The 23,241-nt window shown below is 65.2% G+C and carries 22 protein-coding genes and 1 pseudogene; 12 read left to right on the plus strand and 11 right to left on the minus strand.

Going from position 1 to position 23,241, the window contains the following annotated elements:
* The first annotated feature begins 187 nt into the window (after positions 1-187).
* Positions 188-951 (plus strand): annotated as a pseudogene (locus HAP54_RS03075) (hypothetical protein).
* A 150-nt stretch (positions 952-1,101) separates the two neighbouring features.
* The gene (locus tag HAP54_RS03080; protein WP_166298719.1) at positions 1,102-1,770 is read left to right on the plus strand and encodes a hypothetical protein; all 669 of its coding nucleotides are present in this window, start codon (positions 1,102-1,104) and stop codon (positions 1,768-1,770) included.
* Between the two features lie 147 nt (positions 1,771-1,917).
* Here HAP54_RS03080 and HAP54_RS03085 read toward each other — a convergent pair whose 3' ends face one another.
* Both HAP54_RS03085 and HAP54_RS03090 read right to left on the minus strand, forming a co-directional pair.
* The gene (locus HAP54_RS03085) at positions 1,918-2,457 is read right to left on the minus strand and encodes an adenine phosphoribosyltransferase (RefSeq protein ID WP_029083721.1); all 540 of its coding nucleotides are present in this window, start codon (positions 2,455-2,457) and stop codon (positions 1,918-1,920) included.
* Positions 2,458-2,471: 14 nt separating this feature from the next.
* Positions 2,472-4,637, minus strand: coding sequence for an anthranilate synthase component I (locus HAP54_RS03090; RefSeq protein WP_166298720.1), 2,166 nt, complete (start codon positions 4,635-4,637; stop codon positions 2,472-2,474).
* A 339-nt stretch (positions 4,638-4,976) separates the two neighbouring features.
* Here HAP54_RS03090 and HAP54_RS03095 point away from each other — a divergent pair, with 339 nt between their 5' ends.
* Positions 4,977-5,975 carry a VOC family protein gene (locus tag HAP54_RS03095; RefSeq protein ID WP_224741398.1) on the plus strand — a complete coding sequence of 333 codons (999 nt, stop codon included), beginning with the start codon at positions 4,977-4,979 and terminating at the stop codon, positions 5,973-5,975.
* A gap of 86 nt (positions 5,976-6,061) precedes the next feature.
* Here the strand turns inward: HAP54_RS03095 and HAP54_RS03100 are convergent.
* The 4 genes from HAP54_RS03100 to petA all read right to left on the minus strand — a co-directional run bounded on the left by HAP54_RS03100 (position 6,062) and on the right by petA (position 10,730).
* A protein-coding gene (locus tag HAP54_RS03100) for an IS630 family transposase (protein WP_166293531.1) occupies positions 6,062-7,008 on the minus strand; the annotation gives its coding sequence in 2 pieces (ribosomal slippage) (positions 6,062-6,669 and positions 6,669-7,008; 948 coding nt in all).
* Positions 7,009-7,199: 191 nt separating this feature from the next.
* A complete protein-coding gene (locus HAP54_RS03105) occupies positions 7,200-7,874 on the minus strand; it encodes a dienelactone hydrolase family protein (RefSeq protein WP_166298722.1) in 675 nt (224 codons plus the stop codon).
* Positions 7,875-8,054: 180 nt separating this feature from the next.
* Entirely contained in the window at positions 8,055-10,127 is a 2,073-nt protein-coding gene (locus tag HAP54_RS03110) for a cytochrome c1 (protein WP_166298723.1), read from the minus strand.
* A gap of 72 nt (positions 10,128-10,199) precedes the next feature.
* Positions 10,200-10,730, minus strand: coding sequence for a ubiquinol-cytochrome c reductase iron-sulfur subunit (petA, locus tag HAP54_RS03115; protein WP_029083716.1), 531 nt, complete (start codon positions 10,728-10,730; stop codon positions 10,200-10,202).
* Positions 10,731-11,007: 277 nt separating this feature from the next.
* Here petA and HAP54_RS03120 point away from each other — a divergent pair, with 277 nt between their 5' ends.
* The 6 genes from HAP54_RS03120 to HAP54_RS03145 all read left to right on the plus strand — a co-directional run bounded on the left by HAP54_RS03120 (position 11,008) and on the right by HAP54_RS03145 (position 14,530).
* Positions 11,008-11,478: a tRNA (cytidine(34)-2'-O)-methyltransferase gene (locus HAP54_RS03120; protein ID WP_166298724.1), complete on the plus strand. Its 471-nt coding sequence runs from the start codon at positions 11,008-11,010 to the stop codon at positions 11,476-11,478.
* Positions 11,479-11,488: 10 nt separating this feature from the next.
* The gene (gene queE / locus HAP54_RS03125) at positions 11,489-12,121 is read left to right on the plus strand and encodes a 7-carboxy-7-deazaguanine synthase (protein WP_166298725.1); all 633 of its coding nucleotides are present in this window, start codon (positions 11,489-11,491) and stop codon (positions 12,119-12,121) included.
* A 31-nt stretch (positions 12,122-12,152) separates the two neighbouring features.
* Positions 12,153-12,518 (plus strand): 6-pyruvoyl trahydropterin synthase family protein, encoded by a 366-nt coding sequence (locus tag HAP54_RS03130; protein ID WP_166216830.1) that lies wholly within the window; start codon positions 12,153-12,155, stop codon positions 12,516-12,518.
* A 2-nt stretch (positions 12,519-12,520) separates the two neighbouring features.
* Positions 12,521-13,417: an oxygen-dependent coproporphyrinogen oxidase gene (hemF, locus tag HAP54_RS03135; protein ID WP_175619357.1), complete on the plus strand. Its 897-nt coding sequence runs from the start codon at positions 12,521-12,523 to the stop codon at positions 13,415-13,417.
* The gene (locus tag HAP54_RS03140) at positions 13,408-14,145 is read left to right on the plus strand and encodes an HAD family hydrolase (protein ID WP_166298726.1); all 738 of its coding nucleotides are present in this window, start codon (positions 13,408-13,410) and stop codon (positions 14,143-14,145) included. The genes hemF and HAP54_RS03140 overlap by 10 nt, the downstream gene beginning before the upstream one ends.
* A gap of 115 nt (positions 14,146-14,260) precedes the next feature.
* On the plus strand, positions 14,261-14,530 hold the full coding sequence (locus HAP54_RS03145) for a YodC family protein (RefSeq protein ID WP_166214382.1): 270 nt from the start codon (positions 14,261-14,263) through the stop codon (positions 14,528-14,530).
* 71 nt (positions 14,531-14,601) lie between these two features.
* Here HAP54_RS03145 and HAP54_RS03150 read toward each other — a convergent pair whose 3' ends face one another.
* From HAP54_RS03150 to HAP54_RS03170, 5 genes are read right to left on the minus strand one after another with little or no spacing between them, the layout of a single operon-like run.
* Positions 14,602-15,366: a sulfite exporter TauE/SafE family protein gene (locus HAP54_RS03150; protein ID WP_166298727.1), complete on the minus strand. Its 765-nt coding sequence runs from the start codon at positions 15,364-15,366 to the stop codon at positions 14,602-14,604.
* On the minus strand, positions 15,363-16,619 hold the full coding sequence (locus tag HAP54_RS03155) for a CCA tRNA nucleotidyltransferase (RefSeq protein ID WP_166298728.1): 1,257 nt from the start codon (positions 16,617-16,619) through the stop codon (positions 15,363-15,365). The genes HAP54_RS03150 and HAP54_RS03155 overlap by 4 nt, the downstream gene beginning before the upstream one ends.
* On the minus strand, positions 16,616-16,879 hold the full coding sequence (locus HAP54_RS03160; protein WP_166298729.1) for a DUF6111 family protein: 264 nt from the start codon (positions 16,877-16,879) through the stop codon (positions 16,616-16,618). Before HAP54_RS03160 ends, HAP54_RS03155 begins: the two co-directional genes overlap by 4 nt.
* Positions 16,876-17,511, minus strand: a complete 636-nt coding sequence (locus HAP54_RS03165) for a CoA pyrophosphatase (protein ID WP_371261233.1) — start codon at positions 17,509-17,511, stop codon at positions 16,876-16,878. The genes HAP54_RS03160 and HAP54_RS03165 overlap by 4 nt, the downstream gene beginning before the upstream one ends.
* A 32-nt stretch (positions 17,512-17,543) precedes the next feature.
* The gene (locus HAP54_RS03170; RefSeq protein ID WP_166298730.1) at positions 17,544-18,185 is read right to left on the minus strand and encodes a DUF1285 domain-containing protein; all 642 of its coding nucleotides are present in this window, start codon (positions 18,183-18,185) and stop codon (positions 17,544-17,546) included.
* Between the two features lie 239 nt (positions 18,186-18,424).
* Between HAP54_RS03170 and HAP54_RS03175 the strand changes: the two genes are divergently transcribed.
* From HAP54_RS03175 to HAP54_RS03185, 3 genes are read left to right on the plus strand one after another with little or no spacing between them, the layout of a single operon-like run.
* The gene (locus tag HAP54_RS03175) at positions 18,425-19,429 is read left to right on the plus strand and encodes an AAA family ATPase (protein WP_166298731.1); all 1,005 of its coding nucleotides are present in this window, start codon (positions 18,425-18,427) and stop codon (positions 19,427-19,429) included.
* On the plus strand, positions 19,429-20,370 hold the full coding sequence (locus HAP54_RS03180; RefSeq protein WP_166298732.1) for a DUF58 domain-containing protein: 942 nt from the start codon (positions 19,429-19,431) through the stop codon (positions 20,368-20,370). The genes HAP54_RS03175 and HAP54_RS03180 overlap by 1 nt, the downstream gene beginning before the upstream one ends.
* The gene (locus tag HAP54_RS03185; RefSeq protein ID WP_166307351.1) at positions 20,370-23,171 is read left to right on the plus strand and encodes a DUF4159 domain-containing protein; all 2,802 of its coding nucleotides are present in this window, start codon (positions 20,370-20,372) and stop codon (positions 23,169-23,171) included. Before HAP54_RS03180 ends, HAP54_RS03185 begins: the two co-directional genes overlap by 1 nt.
* Positions 23,172-23,241 lie beyond the last annotated feature (70 nt).

The raw sequence follows: 23,241 nt of genomic DNA on the forward strand, positions 1-23,241 counted from the left end.
ATCACGACTCACGCTTTAAGAACAGTAGGTACTAGCTTACTCAGTCCATTAAGGAAATCCCCACCAAACCGATAGCGGGCACCTTAAGGAATTGAATTCTCCCTCGTTTCTGCCATGTTCGCGCCCAAAGCAGTGTGGGGACTTGCCGATCGCCATCGCGGTCGGGAGCGCGCTTCAAGGGATTTCCATGGCAAAGCCGGTTGTGATCGTGGTGGGCGCCGACAAGGGCGGGGTCGGCAAGACCACCGTCTCGCGGACGCTCCTGGACTATTTCAGTGCCAACAATGTGCAGACCCGGGCGTTCGACACCGAGTCGCCGCGCGGCACGCTGAAGCGCTTCCACCCCGACATCACCGAGATCGTCGACATGACGACGACCGCGGACCAGATGAAGATTTTCGATACGCTCAACGCCGGTTCCTCGGTCACCGTGATCGACGTCCGCGCCGGCCTGTTGTCGCCCGCGCCGGCCTGTTGTCGCCCGCGCTGGCCTCGCTGCGCGACATCGGCTTCCTCGACGCGGCGCGGTCCGGCCAGATCACCTTCGCCGTGTTCCATATCCTGGGACCCTCGATCGCCTCGCTGGACGAGATCGCCGAGACCGCCAACTTCATGAGCGGCGCGAAATATTTCCTGGTGAAAAACTTCATCAACGACACCCAGTTCTTCCAGTGGGACCAGGCGACCTACAATTCCTACTTCCACCGCATCAAGGATGCCGTCGACCTCACCATCCCGAAGCTCAACGAGATGGCCTATGAGCAGGTCGAGGTCTCCTCGGTTCCGTTCCTGAAATTCGTCGCCAACAAGGGCATCAACGACGACGCCGCGAACTACTCCTTCGTGCTGCGCGGCTATGTCCGGCATTGGCTGGCCAATGTCTGGAGCGAGTTCGACCGGATCAAGCTGACCGACCTGGTCGGCGCCAAGTCGGGCAAGGGCGAAAAATAGTCGCGTCCAAGGCAGCGAAAGGTCGCGCCAGGGGCAGCGAAAGATCGCGCCAGGGGCAGCGAAAGATCGCGCCCGGGGCAGCGAAAAAAGTCGCGCCCGGGGCGGCGATGGGGCTGGATTAGGCGAAAATTTGGCCTGATATAGCGGGCGATGTCGTCCACGCCCGTTTACATCATCTGCTCGCCCCGCCCGCAGGTCGGCAAGACGCTGATCGCACGGCTGCTCGGCGAATTCCTGCTGCTCAAGAACGGCGACGTGGTCTGCTTCGACATCAATCTGAAGGAGCCGTCACTGCTCGATTATCTGCCGCGGATCATGGAAACCGCCGACGTGATCGACACCTACGGCAAGATGCAGCTGATGGACCGCGTCATCGTCAATGACGGCATCGCCAAGGTGATCGACCTCGGCTACCACGCCTTCGACGAATTCTTCAAAATGGCCGACCAGATCGGGCTGATGAAGGAGGCGCTGCGCCGCCGCGTCGCGCCCGTCATCCTCTACGTGGCGGATACCGACCGCGCCTCGGTGCGCGGCTACCAGATGCTCCAGGGCCAGATCCCGCCGAACGGGCTCGTCGTCATCGACAATGAGTTCGTGGTGCGTGGCGAGCTGCCGCCTGTGATGACCGCCAGCCGGGTGCTGCGCTTCCGTGCGCTGCCGGTGTTCCTGAAGACCTATATCGACCGGCTGAATTTCTCTTTCACCGGCTATCTGCGCCAGGAGAGGGACTCATCGACCGAGCTGCATCAATGGATCCGGAAGAACTACACCACCTTCCGCGATCTCGAACTGAGCATGCTGCTGCAGCGGATGTAGCTGCCCCCCTCTCCCCGTTCTTACGGGGAGAGGGTTGGGGTGAGGGGCTTTCTCCGCAAATTCAATCGGGATTGGAGTGCACGGAGACTCCCCTCACCCGGCGCTTCGCGCCGACCTCTCCCCGCGAAGAGCGGGGCGAGGTGACTCTTAATGCCCCTCGAACGCCATCAGCGTGCGCACCGGGACGTCCATCGCGCGCAGTTTTGCGGCGCCGCCGAGATCGGGCAGGTCGATGATGAAGCAGGCGGCGACCACATTGGCGCCGATCTGGCGCAGCAGCTTCACCGCGCCCTCCGCGGTGCCGCCGGTCGCGATCAGATCGTCGACCAGGATCACGCGCTCGCCGGGCAGCACGGCGTCGGCATGCATCTCCATCTCGTCGATGCCGTATTCCAGCGAATAGGCGATCCGCACCGTGGTGTGCGGCAGCTTGCCCTTCTTGCGGATCGGCACGAAGCCGGCCGAGAGCTGGTGCGCCACCGCGCCGCCGAGGATGAAGCCGCGGGCCTCGATGCCTGCGACCTTGTCGACCTTCGCCCCCGCCCAGGGATGCACCAGTTCATCGACCGCCCGGCGGAAGGCACGGGCATCCGCGAGCAGCGTCGTGATGTCGTGAAACAGGATGCCCTTCTTCGGGTAGTCCGGGATGTTGCGAACGGTCGCCTTGATGTCGTGGTCGAAGGTCATTGGTCTCGCAATCCTCATTTGGCCGGCGGATTAAGCCGGAATACATTCTCGACGATGCGCAGGCCCACCTCATTGCCGAGCGACATCAGCGACTCCGGATGGAATTGCACGCCACCGACCGGCAGGGTCTTGTGCTCGATCACCATCGCGACGCCGTCCTCGGTGGTCGCGGTCACCGCCAGCACCTCGGGCACGCTGTCGCGCTCGACATAGAGCGAGTGATAGCGGCCGATCACGATCTCATTGGGCAGATTATGCATCAACCGCCCGCCGCGCACCTGGACGCGCGAGGGACGGCCATGCGCGGGCTGGCCGAGCTGGCCGAGCTGGCCGCCGAAGTATTCGCCGATCGCCTGCACGCCGAGGCAGACGCCGAAGATCGGCAGCTTCTTCTCGAGCGCAGTGCGGATGGTTTTCGCGATGCCGAAATCCTCAGGGCGACCCGGCCCGGGCGACAGCACCAGCAGGTCCCAGCCCCGCTGCTTCAGCATGTCCTGGGCATGGATATGCCTGACCACGGTGACGTTGGCGCCGACCTGGCGGAAATAATCGGCCAGCATGTGCACGAAGCTGTCGTCGTGATCGATCAGAAGCACGTTCTTGCCGGAGCCTGTGGCATCAGGCGCGAAGTCGGACAGCGGCTTCGGCGGATCGCCGCGCAGCGCCTGGAACAGCGCCGCCGCCTTGACCTGGCACTCGCGGTCCTCGGCGGCCGGGTCCGAGTCGAACAGGCAGGTCGCACCGACCCGCACCTCGGCGAGACCATCCTTCATGCGGATGGTGCGGATGGTGAGCCCGGTGTTGATGCTGCCGTCGAAATTGACGCAGCCGATCGCGCCGGCATACCAGCGCCGCGGCGAGCGCTCGTGGTCCTCGACGAACTGCATCGCCCACAATTTCGGCGCGCCGGTCACCGTGACGGCCCAGGCGTGGGTCAGGAAGGCGTCGAGCGAGTCAAAGCCAGGCCGCAGCATGCCCTCGACGTGATCGACGGTGTGGAACAGCTTTGAGTAGGTCTCGATCTGACGCCGCGCCAGCACCTTGATGGTGCCGGGCACGCAGACGCGCGCCTTGTCGTTGCGGTCGACGTCGGTGCACATGTTGAGCTCGAACTCGTCCTTCTCCGAGTTCAGGAGCTTGCGGATCTGCTCGGCATCGCCGATCGAGTCCGAGCCGCGCGCGATTGTACCCGAGATCGGGCAGGTCTCGACCCGGCGGCCGTCGGAGCGCACGAACATCTCCGGCGAGGCGGAGACCAGGAATTCGCCGTCGCCGAGATTCATCAGCGCGCCATAGGGCGACGGGTTGATGCGGCAGAGCCGCTGGAACACTTCCGCCGGCGAACGCTCGCAGGGCTCGGCGAACAGTTGCCCGGGCACCGCCTCGAACAGGTCACCGCGGGCGAACGCAGCACGCGCGACTTCGACCGTGGCCTGGTATTCGCCCAGGGCGTGATCGGCAAAGCCCTGCCGCCCGGCCTTGGCGTAAAGGCTCGGCGCGGTCTCGTGCGACTGGCCGGCGGTGGATTTGCCCTTCCAGGAGAATTCGTAGTTCAGCGCCACGCCGCGGCCGGTGGCGCGGTCGTAGGCCAGCAGGCGATCCGGCACGTAGAGCACGATGTCGCGCTGGTCGGCCTCGCGGGCGCGCTTCTGCACGATATCCTCGATCTGGAACACGAGGTCGTAGGCGAAGGCGCCGAACAGACCGAGCAGCGGATCGGCATTGGATGACAACGCCGCCACCATGTCGCGCACCAGCGACATCACGCTGGCGCGGCGGGTGCGCTGGTCTTCCTCGACCGGCGCGTCCCCACGGATGATATGGCCGGCGAGTCGCGTTGTGCTCCGCTCGGAGATCACGACGCAGGGCTCGCGCAGGACGTCGCCGAGGAAGGCGATCAAGACCTCGCCGCGCGGGTTCAGCGCCTGCAATGAGAAATCGGTGCCCGACGTTTCCAGCACCAGCGGCGGGTCGGCGAAGCCGAGGTCAAACCTCTCGTAGCGGCCCGGCACGGTCGTGCCCGAGGACAGCACCACGCCGCGGCGGCGGTCCAACAGCGCGATCAGATCGTCGAGGCGGTTGGCGCCGCCGGTGAACTGCTCGACCACGCGTGCGACGGCAAGGCCGCCATTGGTCAGGTATTCGCTCTTGGCCGGCAGGGAGAAGACTGTCCTGTTCATGTGATCCTCTTACGAGACTTGGGAAGAGAGCGCCACACAGGACAAACGAAGGGCCGTCGCACTGCGATGGCGACCTTCGACGACTTTTGGAAATGAAATCGCACCGGCCACCTATGAGAAGGTGGGCCACCAACGACGGGATGGGCTGGCAACGGTGCGCATGGCCGTTACACACCACCCGGCGCGGGCCGTGTCAAGGGATGGCCGGTCCCCTTGCTCCTGCCCCTGCCCCAAGGCGGGACGGCCTTTTTCCAGTTCGCACGGCGGGGAATCCGCGTAGGATTTGTGGAATGGCGGCCGATCGGCCGCCCAAAAAACAGACAGATGGCGGAGGCGCAGATGGCGATTTTGGGTCTCGGATATGCCGGCTTCGGCTCCGACGCGCTCGACGACTGGCGGCAATTCGGCACCGGCCTGGTCGGGCTGCAGGCAATCGAGCGCGGCAATTCGCTGCTCGCGTTCCGGATGGACGACCGCAAGCAACGCATTGTGATCGACCGCGCGCAGGGCGAAGGCACCAGGTTCTTCGGCTGGGAGGTGGCGGACGCCGCAACGCTCGACGCGCTGGCGGCGCGGCTGGAGCATGCCGGCGTTGCCGTGACCGCCGAGCCGCAGGCGCTCGCCGATGCCAGGCGGGTACGCGGCCTGATCTCGTTCCAGGACCCGGCCGGCAACCGGCTCGAAGCGTTCCACGGCCCGGAGATCGACGACACGCCGTTCAAGCCGGGGCGCTCGATCTCCGGCTTCCGCACCGGCGCGCTCGGCCTCGGCCACGCGGTGCTGACCGTCGAGAACATCGCGCCGGTCATGAGCTTCTATGTCGACGTGCTCGGCTTCGCCCTGAGCGACTACATCGAAAAACCGTTCCGCGCGTATTTCTTCCACGTCAATGCTCGCCACCACTCGCTCGCGCTGATCGAGACCGGGACGAACGGCATGCACCATCTGATGGTCGAGCTGTTCTCGCTCGACGATGTCGGCCAGGCCTACGACGTCGCGATGAAGGAAGACCGCGTCAACGTCACGCTCGGCCGTCACACCAACGATTTGATGACGTCGTTCTACGCCAAGTCGCCGTCGGCCTTCATGGTCGAGTGCGGCTGGGGCGGCCGCGAGATCGACCCAGCAAACTGGACGCCGTTCGAGATGGTTGATGGTCCGAGCTTGTGGGGCCACGAGCGCGTCTGGCTGTCAGCCAAGAACCGCGCCGTTGCGCGCGAGATGCGCATGCGCGCCGCCGCCGAGGGCAAGCGCGCACCGGTGCAGGTGCTGGAAGGCAATTTCAAGCTGATGTCGGGGACCTGCCCGTGGTGGGACGGAGTGAAGGCGGAGAGTTAAGGCTCGCCGTCGTCCCGGCGAAGGCCGGGACCCATAACCACAGGGCGTAGTTGTTTGGCAAAGCCGTCGCCTAGAGCATTTTCCGATCACGTTGCGTCGTAACCAGCCGCGACGAGATAATTTTGGCATTCCTCGGGTGAGAAGCGCTTGAGAGCGTTGGCGATTGCTTGCCAGAGATCGGGCATGGTGCGCGCTGCGGCGGCCCGCAACAGGGCTTTCAGTTTAGAGAAGGCCATTTCGATCGGGTTGAAGTCTGGACTGTAGGGCGGAAGATAGAGCAGGCTTGCTCCGACCGCCCGGATGGCCTCTCGAACGCCATGGACCTTGTGAGCGGGCAAGTTGTCCATGATAACGGTATCGCCCGGCCGCAGCGATGGGGCGAGCAATTGCTCGACGTAGGCCAGGAAAGCGTCGCCATCCATTGGACCGTCCAGAACAAGCGGCGCGATCAGACCGTCGGAGCGCAATCCAGCGGTGAATGTCGTCGTCTTCCAATGTCCGTGTGGGATAGCTGCACGACATCGCTCGCCGCGTGGCGAGCGGCCGTAAAGCCGCGCCATTTTGGTGTTGGCGCTGGTTTCGTCGATGAAGACGAGACGCTCAGGGTCAAGATCGATTTGCCCTTCGAACCACTCCTCACGCGCGGCATTTATATCGCCGCGCCGTTGCTCGGCGGCGTGCGCTGTCTTTTTTTAAGTGTGATCTTTCTGCGCTGGAAAAAACGCCAGAGCGACGCGATGCCAGTCGATATTCCACGACGTTTCAACAGTTCTCGCAACTCGGCGAGCGTGATATCCGGCTTCGCTGTCACTGCCTCCAGAATCAATTGCGAATGCGCTTCGATGCGCTGCGATTTGCGGTCACCGCCCTGGCGTTTAGGAACGATGTCGCCAACTTCCTTGAGGCGACCGCGCCAGCGGATCGCACTGGCCGCGCTGACACCAAAGCGCTCAGCAGCCTGTCGACAGGACATGCCACCGTCAATCGCGGCTATCACCCTTTGACGAAGATCAACCGAAAGCGCCCTGGCCATACATGCTGGCCTCCCTCGCCAGCATGCAGCTTGAATCTGACTCGCGCCGTTTTGGGAATCCCCACCCGATTCATTCCGGTCGGAAAATGCTCTAGCTTCCTCTAATCACGACTGCCGCGGCGTATGGGTCCCGGCCCCCGTGCGCAATTGCGCACTAGGCCGGGACGACGCCGGTGGTTTTCGCAAACGCGCTACCCCAGATGCTTCCTGAAAAACTCCGTCGCCCGGCCCCAGGCCAGTTCTGCACACTGCCGGTCGTGCACCGACAGGCGCTGCTCGTTGCCGAAACCGTGCTCGGCGTCATAGCGGAACAGCTCCAGCGATTTGCCGGCGGCCTTCATCGCTTTCTCAAAACCATCGACCAGCGCCGGCGTGCACCAGTCGTCCTTGGTCGCAAAGTGCCCCTGCAGCGGAATCTTGACGTCCGCCGGCTTGGCCGCCTGCTCCGGCGGAATGCCGTAGAACACCACACCGGCCGTCAGCTCCGGGATCTTGGTGGCGCCGATGATGGTCACCGCGCCGCCGAGGCAGAAGCCGGTCAGGCCGACCTTGGTGCCGCTCTTGGCAAGGTATTGCGCGGCGCCGCGCACGGTCTGCGTGGTGGCATCCATGAAGTCGAGCGAGTTCATCTCTTTGCCGGCCGCGTCGGTGTCGTGATACGGCACCACCTTGCCCTTGTAGAGATCGGGCGCCAGCGCATCGAAGCCGGCCAGCGCGAAGCGGTCGCACATGCCCTTGATCTGGTCCTGAAGGCCCCACCATTCCTGGATCACGACGACGCCCGGCGCGTTGCCGCGCGCGGCATTGGCGAGATAGCCCGACGCTTCCTTGCCGTCCGGACGCTTGAAGCTGACGCTGGTACCCATGAGTTCCTCCGCAATGTTTGCCGGCTGATTGACCGGCATCTTGTCCGCACTCGGTGACGGACGCAATCGCCCTGCGGCGGGCTCGCGCACTCGTCATCTCCGCGAATTGGCGCCGCGTGCGTCCCGCACAACAAAAAAGCCCCCGAAGGGGCTTCTTCAAACTCGCTGCCGTAGCCGCGATCAGTGGGCGTCGGCCCAGACCTTGCGCTTGGTGAAGTACATCAGGATCGCGAACACGATCAGGAAGAAGAACACCTGCATGCCGATCCGCTTGCGCTCCTCCATGTGCGGCTCGGCGGCCCACATCAGGAACGTGGTGACGTCGTGCGCATACTGCTTCACCGTCGCCGGCGAACCGTCATCGAAGGTCACCTGACCGTCGGACAGCGGCTTCGGCATCTTGATCGAGTGGCCCGGGAAATACTTGTTGTAGTACGAGCCTTCCGGGATCGTGACGCCGGCCGGGGCCTTGTCCTCGAAGCCCTGCAGGATGGCATCGACGTAGTCGGGGCCCTGCTCCTGGTACTGGCTGAAGAAGTCGATCACGAACTGCGGGAAGCCGCGCTTGTAGGACCGCGCCTTGGTGATCAGCGAGAGATCGGGCGGCGCCGCGCCGCCATTGGCCACGCGAGCGGCCTGCTCGTTCGGGAACGGCGACGGGAAGTAATCCGCCGGGCGGCCCGGACGTTCGAACATCTCGCCCTGATCGTTCGGGCCGTCCTTGATCTTGTACTCCGACGCGAACGCCGCCGCCTGCGCCACCGAATAGCCGGGGCCGCCGGCATCGGCGAGGTTGCGGAACGCGACATAGGACAGGCCGTGGCAGGCCGAGCAGACTTCCTTGTAGACCTTGAGGCCACGCTGCAGCGAGCCGCGGTCATACTTGCCGAAAGGGCCGGAGAACGACCAGCTCTGTGCCGGCGGCGCATTGCCACCCTCCTCGGCCCTGGCGTTCTGGGTGCTGCCGGCGAACAGGCCGCCAGCCAACACCAGCGCAAGCATCACGGAGGCTGCGGTCACGACCCTGCCCTTGCTCTTTGCCAGCACGTCGTCGGCGATCGAGTTCGGCACCGGACGCGGCGTCTCGATGCGCGAGAGCAGCGGCAGCACGATCAGGAAGTAGGCGAAGTAGCAAACCGTCAGGATGCGGCCGGCGATCACATAGATGCCTTCCGGCGGCTGCGAACCGAGATAGCCGAGCAGGATGCAGACCACCACGAAGATCCAGAAGAACTGCTTGGCCAGCGGACGATACTTCGACGAACGGGTCCGCGCGTTGTCGAGCCAGGGCAGGAACGCCAGGATGACGATCGCACCGAACATTGCCACCACGCCGGCGAGCTTGTTCGGGATCGAGCGCAGGATCGCGTAGAACGGCAGGTAGTACCATTCAGGCACGATGTGCGCCGGGGTCACGCCGGGGTTCGCCGGAATGTAGTTGTCGGCGTCGCCGAGATAGTTCGGCATGTAGAAAATGAACCAGGCGAAGAAGATCAGGAAGCAGGACACGCCGAACGCGTCCTTGATCGTCGCATAGGGCGTGAACGGGACGGTGTCCTTCTCGGTCTTGGCCTCGACGCCGGCCGGGTTGTTCTGGCCCGCGACGTGCAACGCCCAGACGTGCAGCACGACCACGCCGGCGATCACGAACGGCAGCAGATAGTGCAGCGAGAAGAAGCGGTTCAGCGTCGGGTTGCCGACCGAATAGCCGCCCCACAGCAGGGTCACGATGCTCTCGCCGAAATAGGGCACGGCCGAGAACAAATTGGTGATGACGGTCGCGCCCCAGAAGCTCATCTGGCCCCACGGCAGCACGTAGCCCATGAAGCCGGTCGCCATCATCAAGAGGTAGATGATGACGCCGAGGATCCACAGCACCTCGCGCGGCTCCTTGTACGACCCGTAATAGAGACCGCGGAACATGTGGATGTAGACCGCGAAGAAGAACATCGACGCGCCGCAGGCATGCATGTTGCGCAGCAGCCAGCCGTAGTTGACGTCGCGGACGATCAGTTCAACCGACTTGAAGGCGAGGTCGGCGTGCGGCGTGTAGTGCATCGCCAGGATCACACCGGTCAGGATCTGTAGACCCAGCATCAGCGAAAGGATGGCGCCGAAGGTCCACCAGTAGTTCAGGTTGCGCGGCGTCGGGTAGGCCACGAACGAAGAGTGGACCAGGCCGAAGATCGGAAGGCGCCGTTCGATCCACTTCAAGGCGGGGTTGCTCGGTTGAAAATCAGATGGTCCGCTCATTGATGCGATCCTGAAGAAGAAAAACGACGCGATGGGTCCAAGGGGAAGCCGAAGTCCCGGAGGGTCCGGGACTTAGCCGATCTGGATTTTGGTGTCGGAAAGGAAGGCGTAGGGCGGCACCGCCAGGTTGGCGGGCGCCGGCCCCTGGCGGATACGACCGGAGGAGTCGTACTGCGAGCCGTGGCAGGGGCAGAAGAAGCCGTCGTAATTGCCCTCATGGGCGATCGGGATACAGCCGAGATGGGTGCAGATGCCGATCACGACCAGCCACTGGTCGTGGCCGGCCTTGACGCGGGCCGAGTCGGGCTGCGGATCGGGCAGGCTCGAGAGCGGCACGCTCTGGGCCTCCTGAATCTGCTTCTTGGTCCGGTGGCTGATGTAGATCGGCTTGCCGCGCCAGAACACCTTGATGTCCTGGCCCTCGGCGATCGGCGCCAGGTCGACCTGGATCGGCGCGCCGGCCGCGATCGTCGCGGCATCCGGGTTCATCTGGGCAACCATCGGCCACACGGTGGCGGCTGCGCCGACCACGGCGGCAGCTCCGGTTGCAACAAAAAGAAAATCACGGCGTGTCGGATGGTCCGCCGAAGACGCTGTCGTCACGATTCCTAGCCCTTTCTTTTCTGCAGCCGGTGGAACCGCCCCAAAGACGCGGAACGCGTCCCGAGAAAGGCTGCCGGCGCCCGCGGCCCCCGCGGCGGCAGAAAACCGCTATTCCCCACCCCAAATGGCGGAACAGCAGTCCAGAATCGTTCTATTGGCACCCTTGCCGGACGAGCGCAAGCCCGCTATCGGCTCGCAAACGTGCAATGCACGAAATCCGCGCCGCGCGATGTTTTATTGAGACAATTTCATCCGGTTTTCACAGGTCGTCAGCACCATGCAGATCGCGCTGTTCCAGCCCGACATTCCCCAGAATACGGGGACTATACTGCGCCTCTGCGCCTGCCTGGACGTGGCAGCCCATATCATCGAACCGGCGGGATTCGACGCCTCGGACCGGAATTTCCGCCGGGCGGGTATGGACTATCTCGACCATGTGCGGTTGAAGCGTCACGACTCATGGTCGAAATTCGAGGAATGGCGGGCTGAGGCCGCCTGCCGGCTGGTCGTGTTCACGACCAGGGCAGCGAAATCCTATCTTGATTTCGAGTACACGGCCTCCGATGTCCTGCTGTTCGGGCGCGAGACGGCGGGGGTAACCGACGCGGTGGTGGCCGCCGCGGACGCGCGGCTGGTGATTCCGATCAAGCCGCCCCTGCGCTCGCTCAATGTGGCGGTCACGGCGGCCATGGCCGTCGGCGAGGCGCTGCGGCAGACCGGTTTTGTCACTGCCGGTTCGGTAACTTAAGGGATTTTTGGTGAGCTACGCGGTCAAGGAGATATTTCTCACCCTGCAGGGCGAAGGCGCCCATGCAGGCCGCGCCTCCGTGTTCTGCCGCTTCGCCGGCTGCAACCTCTGGAGCGGCCGCGAACAGGACCGCGCCGGCGCCGTCTGCCGGTTCTGCGACACCGATTTCGTTGGCACCGACGGCACGCTTGGCGGCCGCTATGCCGACGCGGCCGAGCTCGCCGGCACCATCGCCGCGCAATGGACCGGGGGCGCGGCCGACCGCTACGTGGTCTTGACCGGCGGCGAGCCGCTGCTGCAGGTCGACACCGCCCTAATCGAGGCCCTACACGGGCACGGCTTTGCGATCGCGATCGAGACCAACGGCACCATCGCCCCGCCCGACGGGCTCGACTGGATCTGCGTCAGCCCGAAGGCCGCGACCGAGCTCGTGGTGCGCAGGGGGCATGAGCTCAAGCTGGTCTATCCGCAGGTGGAAAACGCACCGGAGGATTTCGCCGGGCTCGCCTTCGAGCGCTTCTCGCTGCAGCCGATGGACGGCCCCGACGTGATCGCGAATACCGAGCGGGCGATCGACTACTGCCTGAAGCACCCGCAATGGCGGCTCAGCGTGCAGACGCACAAGACGCTCGGTATCAGATAACTACTCTGGCAGAACTGGATTGTTGAACGAGATGTGGGAATTGACGAAAGCGTTTCGGTTCGAGGCTGCGCATGCGCTTTCCGGAACGACGTTTGGCGTGAACAGCGAGGAGATTCACGGTCACTCCTTCCGCGCCGAAGTCACGGTGCGCGGCACGCCCGATCCGAAAACCGGGATGGTGATCGATCTCGGCCTGCTGGAGCGCGCCATGGCCGAGGTGCAGAAAACGCTCGACCACAAGTTCCTGAACAAGATCGAGGCCATCGGCGTACCGACGCTGGAAAATCTCTCGCGCTTCATTTGGGAGCGGCTGCAACATACCGGCAAGCTGACGCGCGTCGCTGTCCATCGCGACAGCTGCAACGAGAGCTGCACCTATTTCGGACCGCAAGGCTAATCATGCTGCCCACAGACCCCGCCATCATCGAGGACCGCAAGGCGCGTGCGCGCGGCTGGTTCGAGGCGCTGCGCAACGACATCTGCGCGTCCTTCGAGACGCTCGAGGACGATGCCCCCGCAGCGCTCTATCCCGGCGACGCCGGCCGGTTCGTGCGCACCCCCTGGGACCGCACCGACCACACCGGCAAGCCCGGCGGCGGAGGCGTGATGTCGATCATGAAGGGCCGGCTGTTCGAGAAGGTCGGCGTGCACTGCTCGACCGTGCATGGCGAGTTCGCCCCCGAATTCCGCGCGCAGATTCCCGGTGCCGCCGATGATCCCAGGTTTTGGGCTTCGGGCATTTCGCTGATCGCACATTTGCGCAATCCGAACGTGCCCGCCGTGCATATGAACACCCGCTTCGTCGTCACCACCAAGGCCTGGTTCGGCGGCGGCGCCGATTTGACGCCGGTGCTGAACCGGCGGCGCACCCAGGAGGACCCCGATACGGTCGCCTTCCATACCGCGATGAAAGAGGCGTGCAGCGGGCCGAACGGCGTCGCCGACTACGACAAGTACAAGAAATGGTGCGACGACTATTTCTATCTGCCACACCGCAAGGAAGCCCGCGGCATCGGCGGCATCTTCTACGACTGGCACGACAGCGGCGACTGGGATGCCGACCTCGCCTTCACCCAGGACGTCGGGCGCAGCTTCCTGAAAATCTATCCCGACCTGGTGCGGCGCAATTTCGCAGCCGCCTGGAGCGCGGAGGATCGCGACGAGCAGCTGATCCGCCGCGGACGCTATGTCGAGTTCAACCTGCTCTACGATCGCGGCACCATCTTCGGCCTGAAGACCGGCGGCAATGTGGATTCGATCCTGTCGTCACTGCCGCCGGAGGTGAAATGGCCGTGACCAAACTGCCGCGTGCAATGCTGATCGACATGGATGACACCATCCTGTCGGCCTATGGCCGCCCCGAGATCGCCTGGAACACGATCACCGCCGAATTCGCCGATGAGCTGGCTCCCCTGCCCTCGGACATGGTCGCGACCGCGCTCTTGGCCTATGCACGGCAATTCTGGTCGACCGCCGAGCCGATCTGGCGGATCAAGCTCGGCGAGGCGCGGCGGCTGACCGTGAAGGGCGGCTTCGCGGCGCTCGCGGCGGCCGGCCACCGCGCGCTGCCGGACGATCTCGCGGACCGCATCGCAGATCGTTTCACCGCCTATCGCGAAGAGGAGATGTTCGTCTTCCCCGGCGCGCATGAGGCGATCGATGCGTTCAAGGCGCTCGGCATCAAGCTCGCGCTGGTCACCAACGGCGCCGCCGACATGCAGCGCGCCAAGGTCGAGCGCTTCGCGCTGGGCCATCGCTTCGATCACATCCAGATCGAGGGCGAGCACGGCTTCGGCAAGCCGGAGGAGCGCGCCTATCTGCACGCGATGGAAGCGCTCGGCGTCAGCGCACCTGATACCTGGATGATCGGCGACAATCTCGAGTGGGAAGTCGTGGCGCCACAGCGGCTTGGCATCTATGCGATCTGGATGGACGTGCATGGTGTCGGACTGCCGCCGGGATCGACAATCAAGCCCGACCGCATCATCCGTTCGCTGACCGAACTGGTTCCTGCAGCGCGCTAATAGCCGCAACGGCTGTTTTCACAGCAAATCCACAGCACCGAGCGTCGGCCGTGATTTGACTGTCATCACAGGTCGCTAGCCTGCCGTCCGCGTCATCAAGCGCGGAGGGAAAATCATGGAACTGAAGCCAGGCGATGTCGTCATGCTGAAATCCGGCGGCCATCCGATCACGGTCGTTGAAGTCGACGAGGACAAGGTCGAGTGCCTGTGGATGGGCACGGACGGCGATTTGTTTCGCGAAACCTTGCCGCTCGTCGCGCTCGAATCGACCGAAATCGATCCGGAAGATGACGAGGAAGACGACGACGAAGAAGAGGATGACGAGGAAGAAGAAGAGGACGACGACAAGGAGCACGGCAGCCGCAAGAAGCGCAAGGCTGCGTAAGAAGAGGCTGCATAAGTTTTCTCAGGCGATGCTGCCCGGCGAGCCGCCGGCAGCATCGCCTCCGCTTCGCGTCAGAAGGCGCGCATCGCGGTGACGATCATGACCGCGCCGCCGACGATCACCGCGGCATCGAGGATCGCGGTGTGGATGTGCACCGGCATCCGCTCAACAAAGGCCTTGGCCAGGAACGCGCCGGGAATGGCGACCAGGCCGATCAGCAGCGCAAGGGCCAGCACCTGCGCAGTGATGACGCCGGCGAGACCAAACACCGAAATCTTGACCGCGGCACTCGTGAGCGAAATCACCGCATCGGTTGCGACCACCGCAGCGCCTTCAAGCCCCGCCGCCATCAACAGCGAGAGCAGGATGACGCCGGAGCCCGCGGTGCCGCCGACCAGCACGCCATAGCCGACAGCGCCTGCCGCAAGCCCGCGTTCACCGATCCTGACGCTGTGCTTGCGCAACAGCCGCCTGAGCGGCACGCTCAGGATCAGCATGCTCCCGATCACCAGCGAAGCGCCGGCGCTGGTCAGCCGCGTGTAGCCGTAGGCGCCGAGCGCGGTGGAGAGCAGCGCCGCCGCAATCACGATGATTGCCTTGCGGCGGTCGGCAAACCTGACAAAGGCGATGAAGCGGCTGGAATTGGTGAAGATCGACGAGATCGCGATGATCGGCACGACCGGCTCGGCGCCGACCATCGGCACCAGCACCAGCGGCATCAAGGCGCCGGTGCCATAGCCGGCAAGGCCGCCGATCACGGACGCAAACAGGGCAACGCCGGCGACGAGACAAATTTGAAGGAGCGAGATGTCGGAGAAGCCGGAGAGAAAATTCACAGCCGATGGTCGCGGGTGAAACGGGAAACGGTCTGGTCGGCGATGCCAGACAACACCTGCGGATCGAGCGGAAAATCCGCGGCAAGCCAAGCATCCTCGGCCAGGGTCAGTACATGCCCCAACGCCGGTCCCTCGGCAATCCCGCGCGCGATGAAATCCGACGCCCTCAAGGGAAAGTGAGGCGCGCGCCAGCGTTGCGGCAGCGTGGCGAGTGCGCGCCACTGATCGACATCACGGTTCGCGCCGGTTCGCGCCCAGGCCAGCAGCAGCCGGTCGCGATAGGGCTCCTCATCGAGCCGGTAGAGCCTGCGCTTGGCACGAGCCTCGTCCATGCCGGGCAAGCGCCACCAGCGATGGCCCATCGAGTCGAGCGCCTTGGCCTCGGCATTGGAGAGCCGCAGCCGGCTCGCGATGCGCCGCGCATCCTCGGTCACGGCAACCGTCAACGCGGCGAGCCGGCGCGTCGCGCTCGCCTTAAGCTCCATCAGCCTCTCGATCTCGATCATCGCCGCGAACGGTCCGGTATAGGCGACGCCGCCGAACAACGGCAGCAGCAGTCCGCCCTCCCCCATCGCGACCACCGCGCCCGCGGCGCCGTTCGCGACCACGAGTTTGAGCATCTCCATGCGGATCCGTTCGGCCGACAGGCCGGCAAGTCCAGCGCGTCCGGAGATGCAAGCGAGATGGCCGGCGCGATCGACCTCGCCTGCGGCGTAGGCGGCGTGGAAACGGAAGAAGCGCAGGATGCGCAAATAATCCTCGGCAATCCGCTGCGCCGGATCGCCGATGAAGCGCACCCGCCGCGCCGCGATATCGGCGAGGCCGCCGACGTGATCATGCACGATGCCGTCGGCATCGACCGACAGGCCGTTGATGGTGAAGTCGCGCCGCTCGGCGTCGCGCACCCAGTCGCGCCCGAACGCGACCTTGGCCTTGCGGCCATAGGTCTCGGTGTCCTCGCGCAGCGTCGTCACCTCGAAGGGCTGGCTGTCGACGACCAGGGTTACGGTGCCGTGTTCGATGCCGGTCGGCACGCTCTTGATGCTCGCCCGCCTGGCGCGGCGCACCACCTCGTCGGGCAACGCCGTCGTGGCGATGTCGATGTCGGCGAGCGGAATTTTCATCAACGCGTTGCGCACCGCGCCGCCGATCACCCGCGCTTGCTCGCCGTCGGCATTGAGCAGGCCGAGCACCCGTGCCGCTGGCCCCTCAGTGAGCCATGGCGCGTCGGACAACAGGCGCACCTCGCTCATCTCTCAACTCCCGGCACCAGCCTGCCGTCCTCGATATGGGCGGGAACGTAGGTCGAGTTCGGCGGCGCGCCGGTCAGTTCGGCGAGCAGCACGAAACTCACGATGACCAGCACCAGCGCCACCAGCGTCAGCTTCGCCAGCATGTCGAGCGGCCATGACGCCGGCAGCGTCACGCCGGACCGCGTCGCGATGAGGAAGATGGCATAGACCGCGAAAGGAACAAGAAAGATTCCGAACTCGGTCAACACCGTGCGGATCATGACAGATAGATCCGCTCATACAGCACACGCAGGATGCCCGCGGTCGCGCCCCAGATGTAGCGCTCGGCGAACGGCATCGCATAATAGTGCCGGTCGATGCCGCGGAATTCCTTGACGTGGATCTGATGATTCTCGGGATTCATCAGGAAAGCGAGCGGCACTTCGAACGCATCGACGACCTCGGCTTCATTGATCTCAAGTGTGAATCCCGGCTTCACCTTGGCGACCGTCGGCAGGATACGGAAGCCGAATGCGGTGCCATAGAGGTCGAGATAGCCGACCGGGTCGATGAATTCCCGCTTCAGCCCGACTTCTTCGCAGGCCTCGCGCAACGCGGCATCGAGCGGCGAGGCATCGGTGGCGTCGATCTTGCCGCCGGGGAACGAGATCTGACCGGCGTGGCTCGACAGATTGGGCGAACGCTGCGTCAAGAGCACGGTCGGCTCGGGATGATCGACCACCGGGATCAGCACCGCGGCCGGCCGCACCGGCTGCTCCTGCGCCACGATCTCCAGCATGCGATCGTTGCCGGAGTCTCCGGTGCGCGGAATGATGTGCGGATCGACCAGCCCTGGCGGCACTTCGAAATCGAGCCGCGTGCGGGCCCGCGCGAAGAATTCCGTCGAACTGATCGTCGCCGGCCTCACCTTCAGCAGCGGCTCGTTCAAAGTGCGTCCCTCACCTGGCTGGCGTCGGCCATCGCGAAGAACTCGCCGCCGGACTCGATGCCGAACATCTCCTGACCATCGACCATCCGCGCCTCGCCCATGTCAACCAGATCGTAGTAGAGCGCGCGGGTGACCTTGGCCCACAGGTCGGCGCGGACATGCAGATAGGGCGTCAATCCGCCGTCCTCGGCGGCCTCGAATCTGAGACCGTGGCCCTTCTCGCAATCGACCCAATCGTCGACATTGGTGCGGAACCTGAGCAAGCGGCCGCGCACGTCTTCGTCGGTCTGCATTTCCACGGCAAGGAACGGCGCGTCATCGACGCGGATGCCGACCTTCTCCACCGGTGTCACGAGAAAGTGCTTGCCGTCCTCGCGCTTCAGGATGGTGGAGAACAGCCGCACCAGCGCCGGACGGCCGATCGGCGTTCCCATGTAGAACCAGGTGCCGTCGGGGGCGATTCGCATGTCGAGATCGCCGCAGAATGGCGGATTCCAGAGGTGAACCGGCGGCAGGCCCTTGCGTCCGGCCGGCCCTGATGTCGCAGCTCGATTGGCGGCGGTGGTCAGCCCTTCGAGGCCCTTGCTCCCTAGGCCCGTAGTTTCACTGCCGGATTCGCTCTGCCCTTGCTTCGCCATTGTTTACCTTAAAGCTTCCGACCCTCAATCTGGCACATTTGGTGCACGTATCCTGAGATGTGGTCGGGGTGTCTTTCTCGCCACATCGTGATGCCGTTCATACCCTGAAATACCGATAAGGTGGGGATAGTTTAATTCAACGAATACATGGCTTTCGCGCAGGTTTAGCATGAGGGCCAAGAGCTGACGACAGATGACGACGCGGGAATCACCGGGATCGTCGAGAAGGAGCGGACCGAATGGCTGGTGCAGACAGCGTCGAGAAAATGGAGGATGTGATCGTCCGCTCGGCCGAGCAGGTCGTGGGCCAGATCAAGGCCGCCAAGGAAGCGGTCTCCACTGTCATTTTCGGCCAGGACCAGGTGATCGAAAACACTTTGGTGACGATCCTGTCCGGCGGCCACGCGCTGTTGATCGGCGTGCCCGGCCTCGCCAAGACCAAGCTGGTCGAAACGCTCGGCGTCACGCTCGGGCTCGACGCCAAGCGCATCCAGTTCACACCCGATCTGATGCCGTCGGACATTCTCGGCGCCGAAGTGCTCGACGAGAGCTCGGCCGGCAAGCGCTCGTTCCGCTTCATCTCGGGTCCGGTGTTCGCGCAGCTCTTGATGGCCGACGAGATCAACCGCGCCAGCCCGCGCACCCAGTCGGCGCTGCTGCAAGCCATGCAGGAGCAGCACATCACCATTGCCGGCGCGCGGCATGACCTGCCGAAGCCGTTCCACGTGCTCGCGACGCAGAACCCGCTCGAGCAGGAAGGCACCTACCCGCTGCCCGAGGCGCAGCTCGACCGCTTCCTGATGGAAATCGACGTCGACTATCCCGATCGCGACGCCGAGCGGCGCATCCTGTTCGAAACCACCGGTGCCGAAGAGACGCTTGCCAAGGCGTCGATGGACGCAGAGACGCTGATCACCGCGCAACGGCTGGTGCGGCGGCTGCCGGTCGGCGATTCCGTGGTCGAGGCGATCCTGACGCTGGTGCGCGCCGCGCGTCCCGGCCCCGAGGGTGGCGAGGCCGGCAAGCTGATCGCCTGGGGACCGGGTCCCCGCGCCAGCCAGTCGCTGATGCTCGCGGTCCGCGCCCGCGCGCTGCTCGACGGAAGGCTGGCGCCGTCGATCGACGACGTGCTCGATCTCGCCGAGCCCGTGCTCAAGCACCGCATGGCGCTGACCTTCTCGGCACGCGCCGAGGGCCGCACCATTCCCGACGTGATCAAGCAACTGAAAACCCGGATCGGTTGATGGCGGCTGACAACAGGCACCAGAACGAGGAGCTCCTTGCGGTTCGACGTGCAGATGGCGAAAGCCGAACGCTCGCCGCATCGCTGCCGCGCCTGGTGCTTGAGGCTCGCCGAATCGCTGCCAACGTCATCCATGGCATGCATGGTCGCCGTCGCGCCGGCACCGGCGAGAGCTTCTGGCAATATCGCCGCTTCGTGTCGGGCGAACCGTCGCAGCGCGTCGACTGGCGCCGCTCGGGACGCGACGACCATCTCTATGTCCGCGAGCAGGAGTGGGAGGCCGCGCACACCGTGTGGATATGGCCCGATCGCTCGCCGTCGATGGCCTTTGCCTCACGCGAGGCGCGCGACTCTAAGCTCGAGCGCGGACTGATTGTTGCCTTTGCGCTGGCCGAGCTGCTGGTTGCCGGCGGCGAGCGCGTCGGCGTTCCCGGCCTGATGAACCCGACCGGCAGCCGCGCCGTGATCGACAAGATGGCGCAGGCGATGCTGCATGACGAGGCGACGCGCGCCAGCCTGCCGACCTCCTTCGTGCCGTCGTCGCTCGCCGAGATCGTGGTGCTGTCGGACTTCTGGTCGCCAATGGCCGAGATCACGACCATGCTGGCCGGGCTCGCCTCGTCGGGCGCGCACGGCACCATGATCCAGGTCGTCGATCCGGCCGAGGAGACTTTCCCCTATTCCGGCCGCGTCGAGTTCGTCGAGCCGGAGGCCGGCAGCGTCATCACCGCCGGCCGCGCCGAAAACTGGGCCACCGATTACGTCGCCCGCGTCGCGTTGCATCGCGACCAGATCCGCGCCGAGACCAACCGGCTCGACTGGCTGTTCTCGACCCACACCACCAGCCGCTCCGCGGCCGAGCTGCTGCTGTTCCTGCATGCCGGCATGATGGTGAGCAAGGGCGGCGGCCGCTCAACAGTCAAGGCGGGACGCAGCGCATGATCGCAGGCCTCCCGCTCTCCTTTGCCGAACCGCTGCTGCTGCTGGGGCTGGTCAGCCTGCCGGTGCTGTGGTGGCTGTTGCGCGTGATGCCGCCGCGGCCGCGGCGCATCGAATTCCCGCCGACGCGGTTGTTGTTCGACATTGCGCCCAAGGAAGAGACGCCGGCGCGCACGCCGTGGTGGCTGACGCTGCTGCGGCTCGCTGCCGCCGCGCTCGTCATCCTTGCCGCCGCCGGCCCGATCTGGAATCCGCAGACCGGCGTCGCCGCGGGCAAATTCCCGCTGGTGATCCTGCTCGACGACGGCTGGAGCGCGGCCTCGAGCTGGGATGCGCGGGTCAAGGCCGCGGACGAATTGATCGCCGATGCCGACAGCGACCGCCGCGGCGTCGCGCTGGTGCCGCTGTCCGAGCCCACGCGTGACATCACGCTGATGCCGGCCGGCACCGCGCGCGTCGCGTTGCGCCAGCTCGCGCCAAAACCCTACTCGATCGATCGCGTTGAAACCCTGACCTCGCTTGGACGTTTCCTCAAATCGACCGGCGACTGCGACATCGCCTGGCTGTCCGACGGCGTCGACACCGGCCGCGGCAGCGAGTTCACCGAAGGTCTCGGCAAGGTGATCGAGAGCCGCAATCTGACGATCTATTCGGGCGGCGCGCAGTCCGCGCAGGCGCTGGTCGCGGCCGAGAACGCCGCCGCCAAGATGACCGTGAAAGTGTTGCGCACCGAAAGCGGCCTCGCGGCCGGCACGGTGCGCGCGGTCGATGCCAAGGGCTCGCCGATCGGCGAGGCCCGCTACACGTTCGGCCCGCAGGAGCGCGAGACCGAAGCCGCCTTCGATCTTCCGGTCGAACTGCGCAACGACATCTCGCGGCTCGAAATCTCCGGCGAGCATTCGGCCGGCGCCGTGCAACTGCTCGACCGGCGCTGGCGCCGCCGCGCCATCGGTGTGGTCTCGGGTGCGAGCAACGACACCGCGCAGCCGCTCTTGGCATCGACCTTCTATCTGTCCCGCGCGCTGTCGCCGTTCGCCGATGTCCGGCTCGGCGATCGCGGCGCGCCGCAGCAGGTGATCGGGCAATTTCTCGACCAGCGGCTGCCGATGATCGTGATGGCCGATGTCGGCACGCTGTCGCCGGAGATCCGCGATCGGCTCAACGCCTGGATCGAGCAGGGTGGCGTGCTGGTGCGCTTCGCCGGCCCGCGCCTCGCGCAGGCCGACGACGACCTCGTTCCGGTCAAGCTGCGCCGCGGCGGCCGCACGCTCGGCGGCAGCCTGACCTGGGAGAAGCCGCAGCACATGGCCTCGTTCGCCGCCGACGGTCCGTTCGCAAGCCTCACCGTGCCAAAGGACATCACCGTCAGCCGCCAGGTGCTGGCCGAGCCCGACGCCGTGCTCGCGACCAAGAGCTGGGCATCTCTTGAAGACGGCACCCCGCTCGTCACCGGCGAGCATCGCGGCAAGGGCGTGGTCAGCCTGTTCCATGTCGGCGCCGACATGCGCTGGTCGGACCTGCCGATGTCCGGCACCTTCGTCGAGATGCTGCGCCGGCTGATCGACATGTCCGGCTACACCTCGAAGCCCGGCCCCGGCGTTGCCAGCGATCCCAACGCCGAGACGGTCGCGCCGCTGCGCACGCTCGACGGCTTCGGCGCCTTCGGCCCGCCGCCTGCGACCGCCAAGCCGATGTCGGCGGACTATCGCGACCGCGGCACCGCGGATCATCCGCCCGGTTTCTACGGCACCGCCGAGAGCCCGATCGCGGTCAACACGCTTGCCTCCGCCGACCGCATCGCGCCGCTCGACACTTCCGGCCTGCGCGCCAAGCATGCGAGCTTCACCAACACCGAACCGCGTGACCTGCGCGGCATCATGCTGTCGACGGCGCTGGCGCTGTTCCTGCTCGATGCGATCGTGGTCGCGATGCTCGGTGGCGGCCTCGCCGCGCTGATCCGGCGGCGCGCTGCGCCGGCCGTGCTCGCCTTCGCCTTCATCCTCCTGACGTTCGCGCCGTCATCGACACGCGCCGAAAGCAACGACGATTTCGCCATCAAGTCGGTGTCGCAGACGCGGCTGGCCTATGTCGTCACCGGCAATGCCGACGTCGATTCCATCGTCAAGGCCGGGATGTCCGGTCTGACGCTGTTCCTCGGGCAGCGCACTGCGCTCGAAGCCGGCGATCCCGTCGGCATCGACCCTGCGCGCGACGAGCTGGCGTTCTTCCCGCTGATCTACTGGCCGATCGTGCCGGGCGCGCCGAAGCCGCCGCAGGACGCCATCAACAAGATCGACGCCTACATGAAGCAGGGCGGCACCGTGATTTTCGACACCCGCGACGCCGTCGAGGCGCCGCCGGGCGACAATGGCGCCTCGCAGACGCCGGGCATGCAGACGCTGCGCGAATTGCTGTCGACCCTCGACGTGCCCGAGCTCGAGCCGGTGCCGCGCGAGCACGTGCTGACCAAGACGTTCTATCTGCTGCGCGACTTCCCCGGCCGCTTCAACTCCGGCCAGACCTGGGTCGAGACGTTGCCGCGCGAGGACGACGAGGAGACCGCACAGCGCCCGGCGCGCGGCGGCGACGGCGTCTCGCCGATCATCATCACGTCGAACGACCTTGCCGGCGCCTGGGCGATCCGCCCCGACGGCCAACCGATGCTGCCACTGACACCCGGCGAACCGCGGCAACGCGAATTCGCGTTCCGCGCCGGCGTCAACATCGTGATGTACACCCTGACCGGCAACTACAAGGCCGACCAGGTGCACGCGCCTGCTTTGATCGAGCGGCTGGGACAATGATCCACATCATGGACATGAACGCCCTCCGCACCAACGCCGTCATGGCCGGGCATGACGACACGGATAGGTC

Origin of the sequence: Bradyrhizobium sp. 2S1, assembly GCF_011516625.5 — a bacterium.
Classification (GTDB): Bacteria; Pseudomonadota; Alphaproteobacteria; order Rhizobiales; family Xanthobacteraceae; genus Bradyrhizobium; species Bradyrhizobium septentrionale.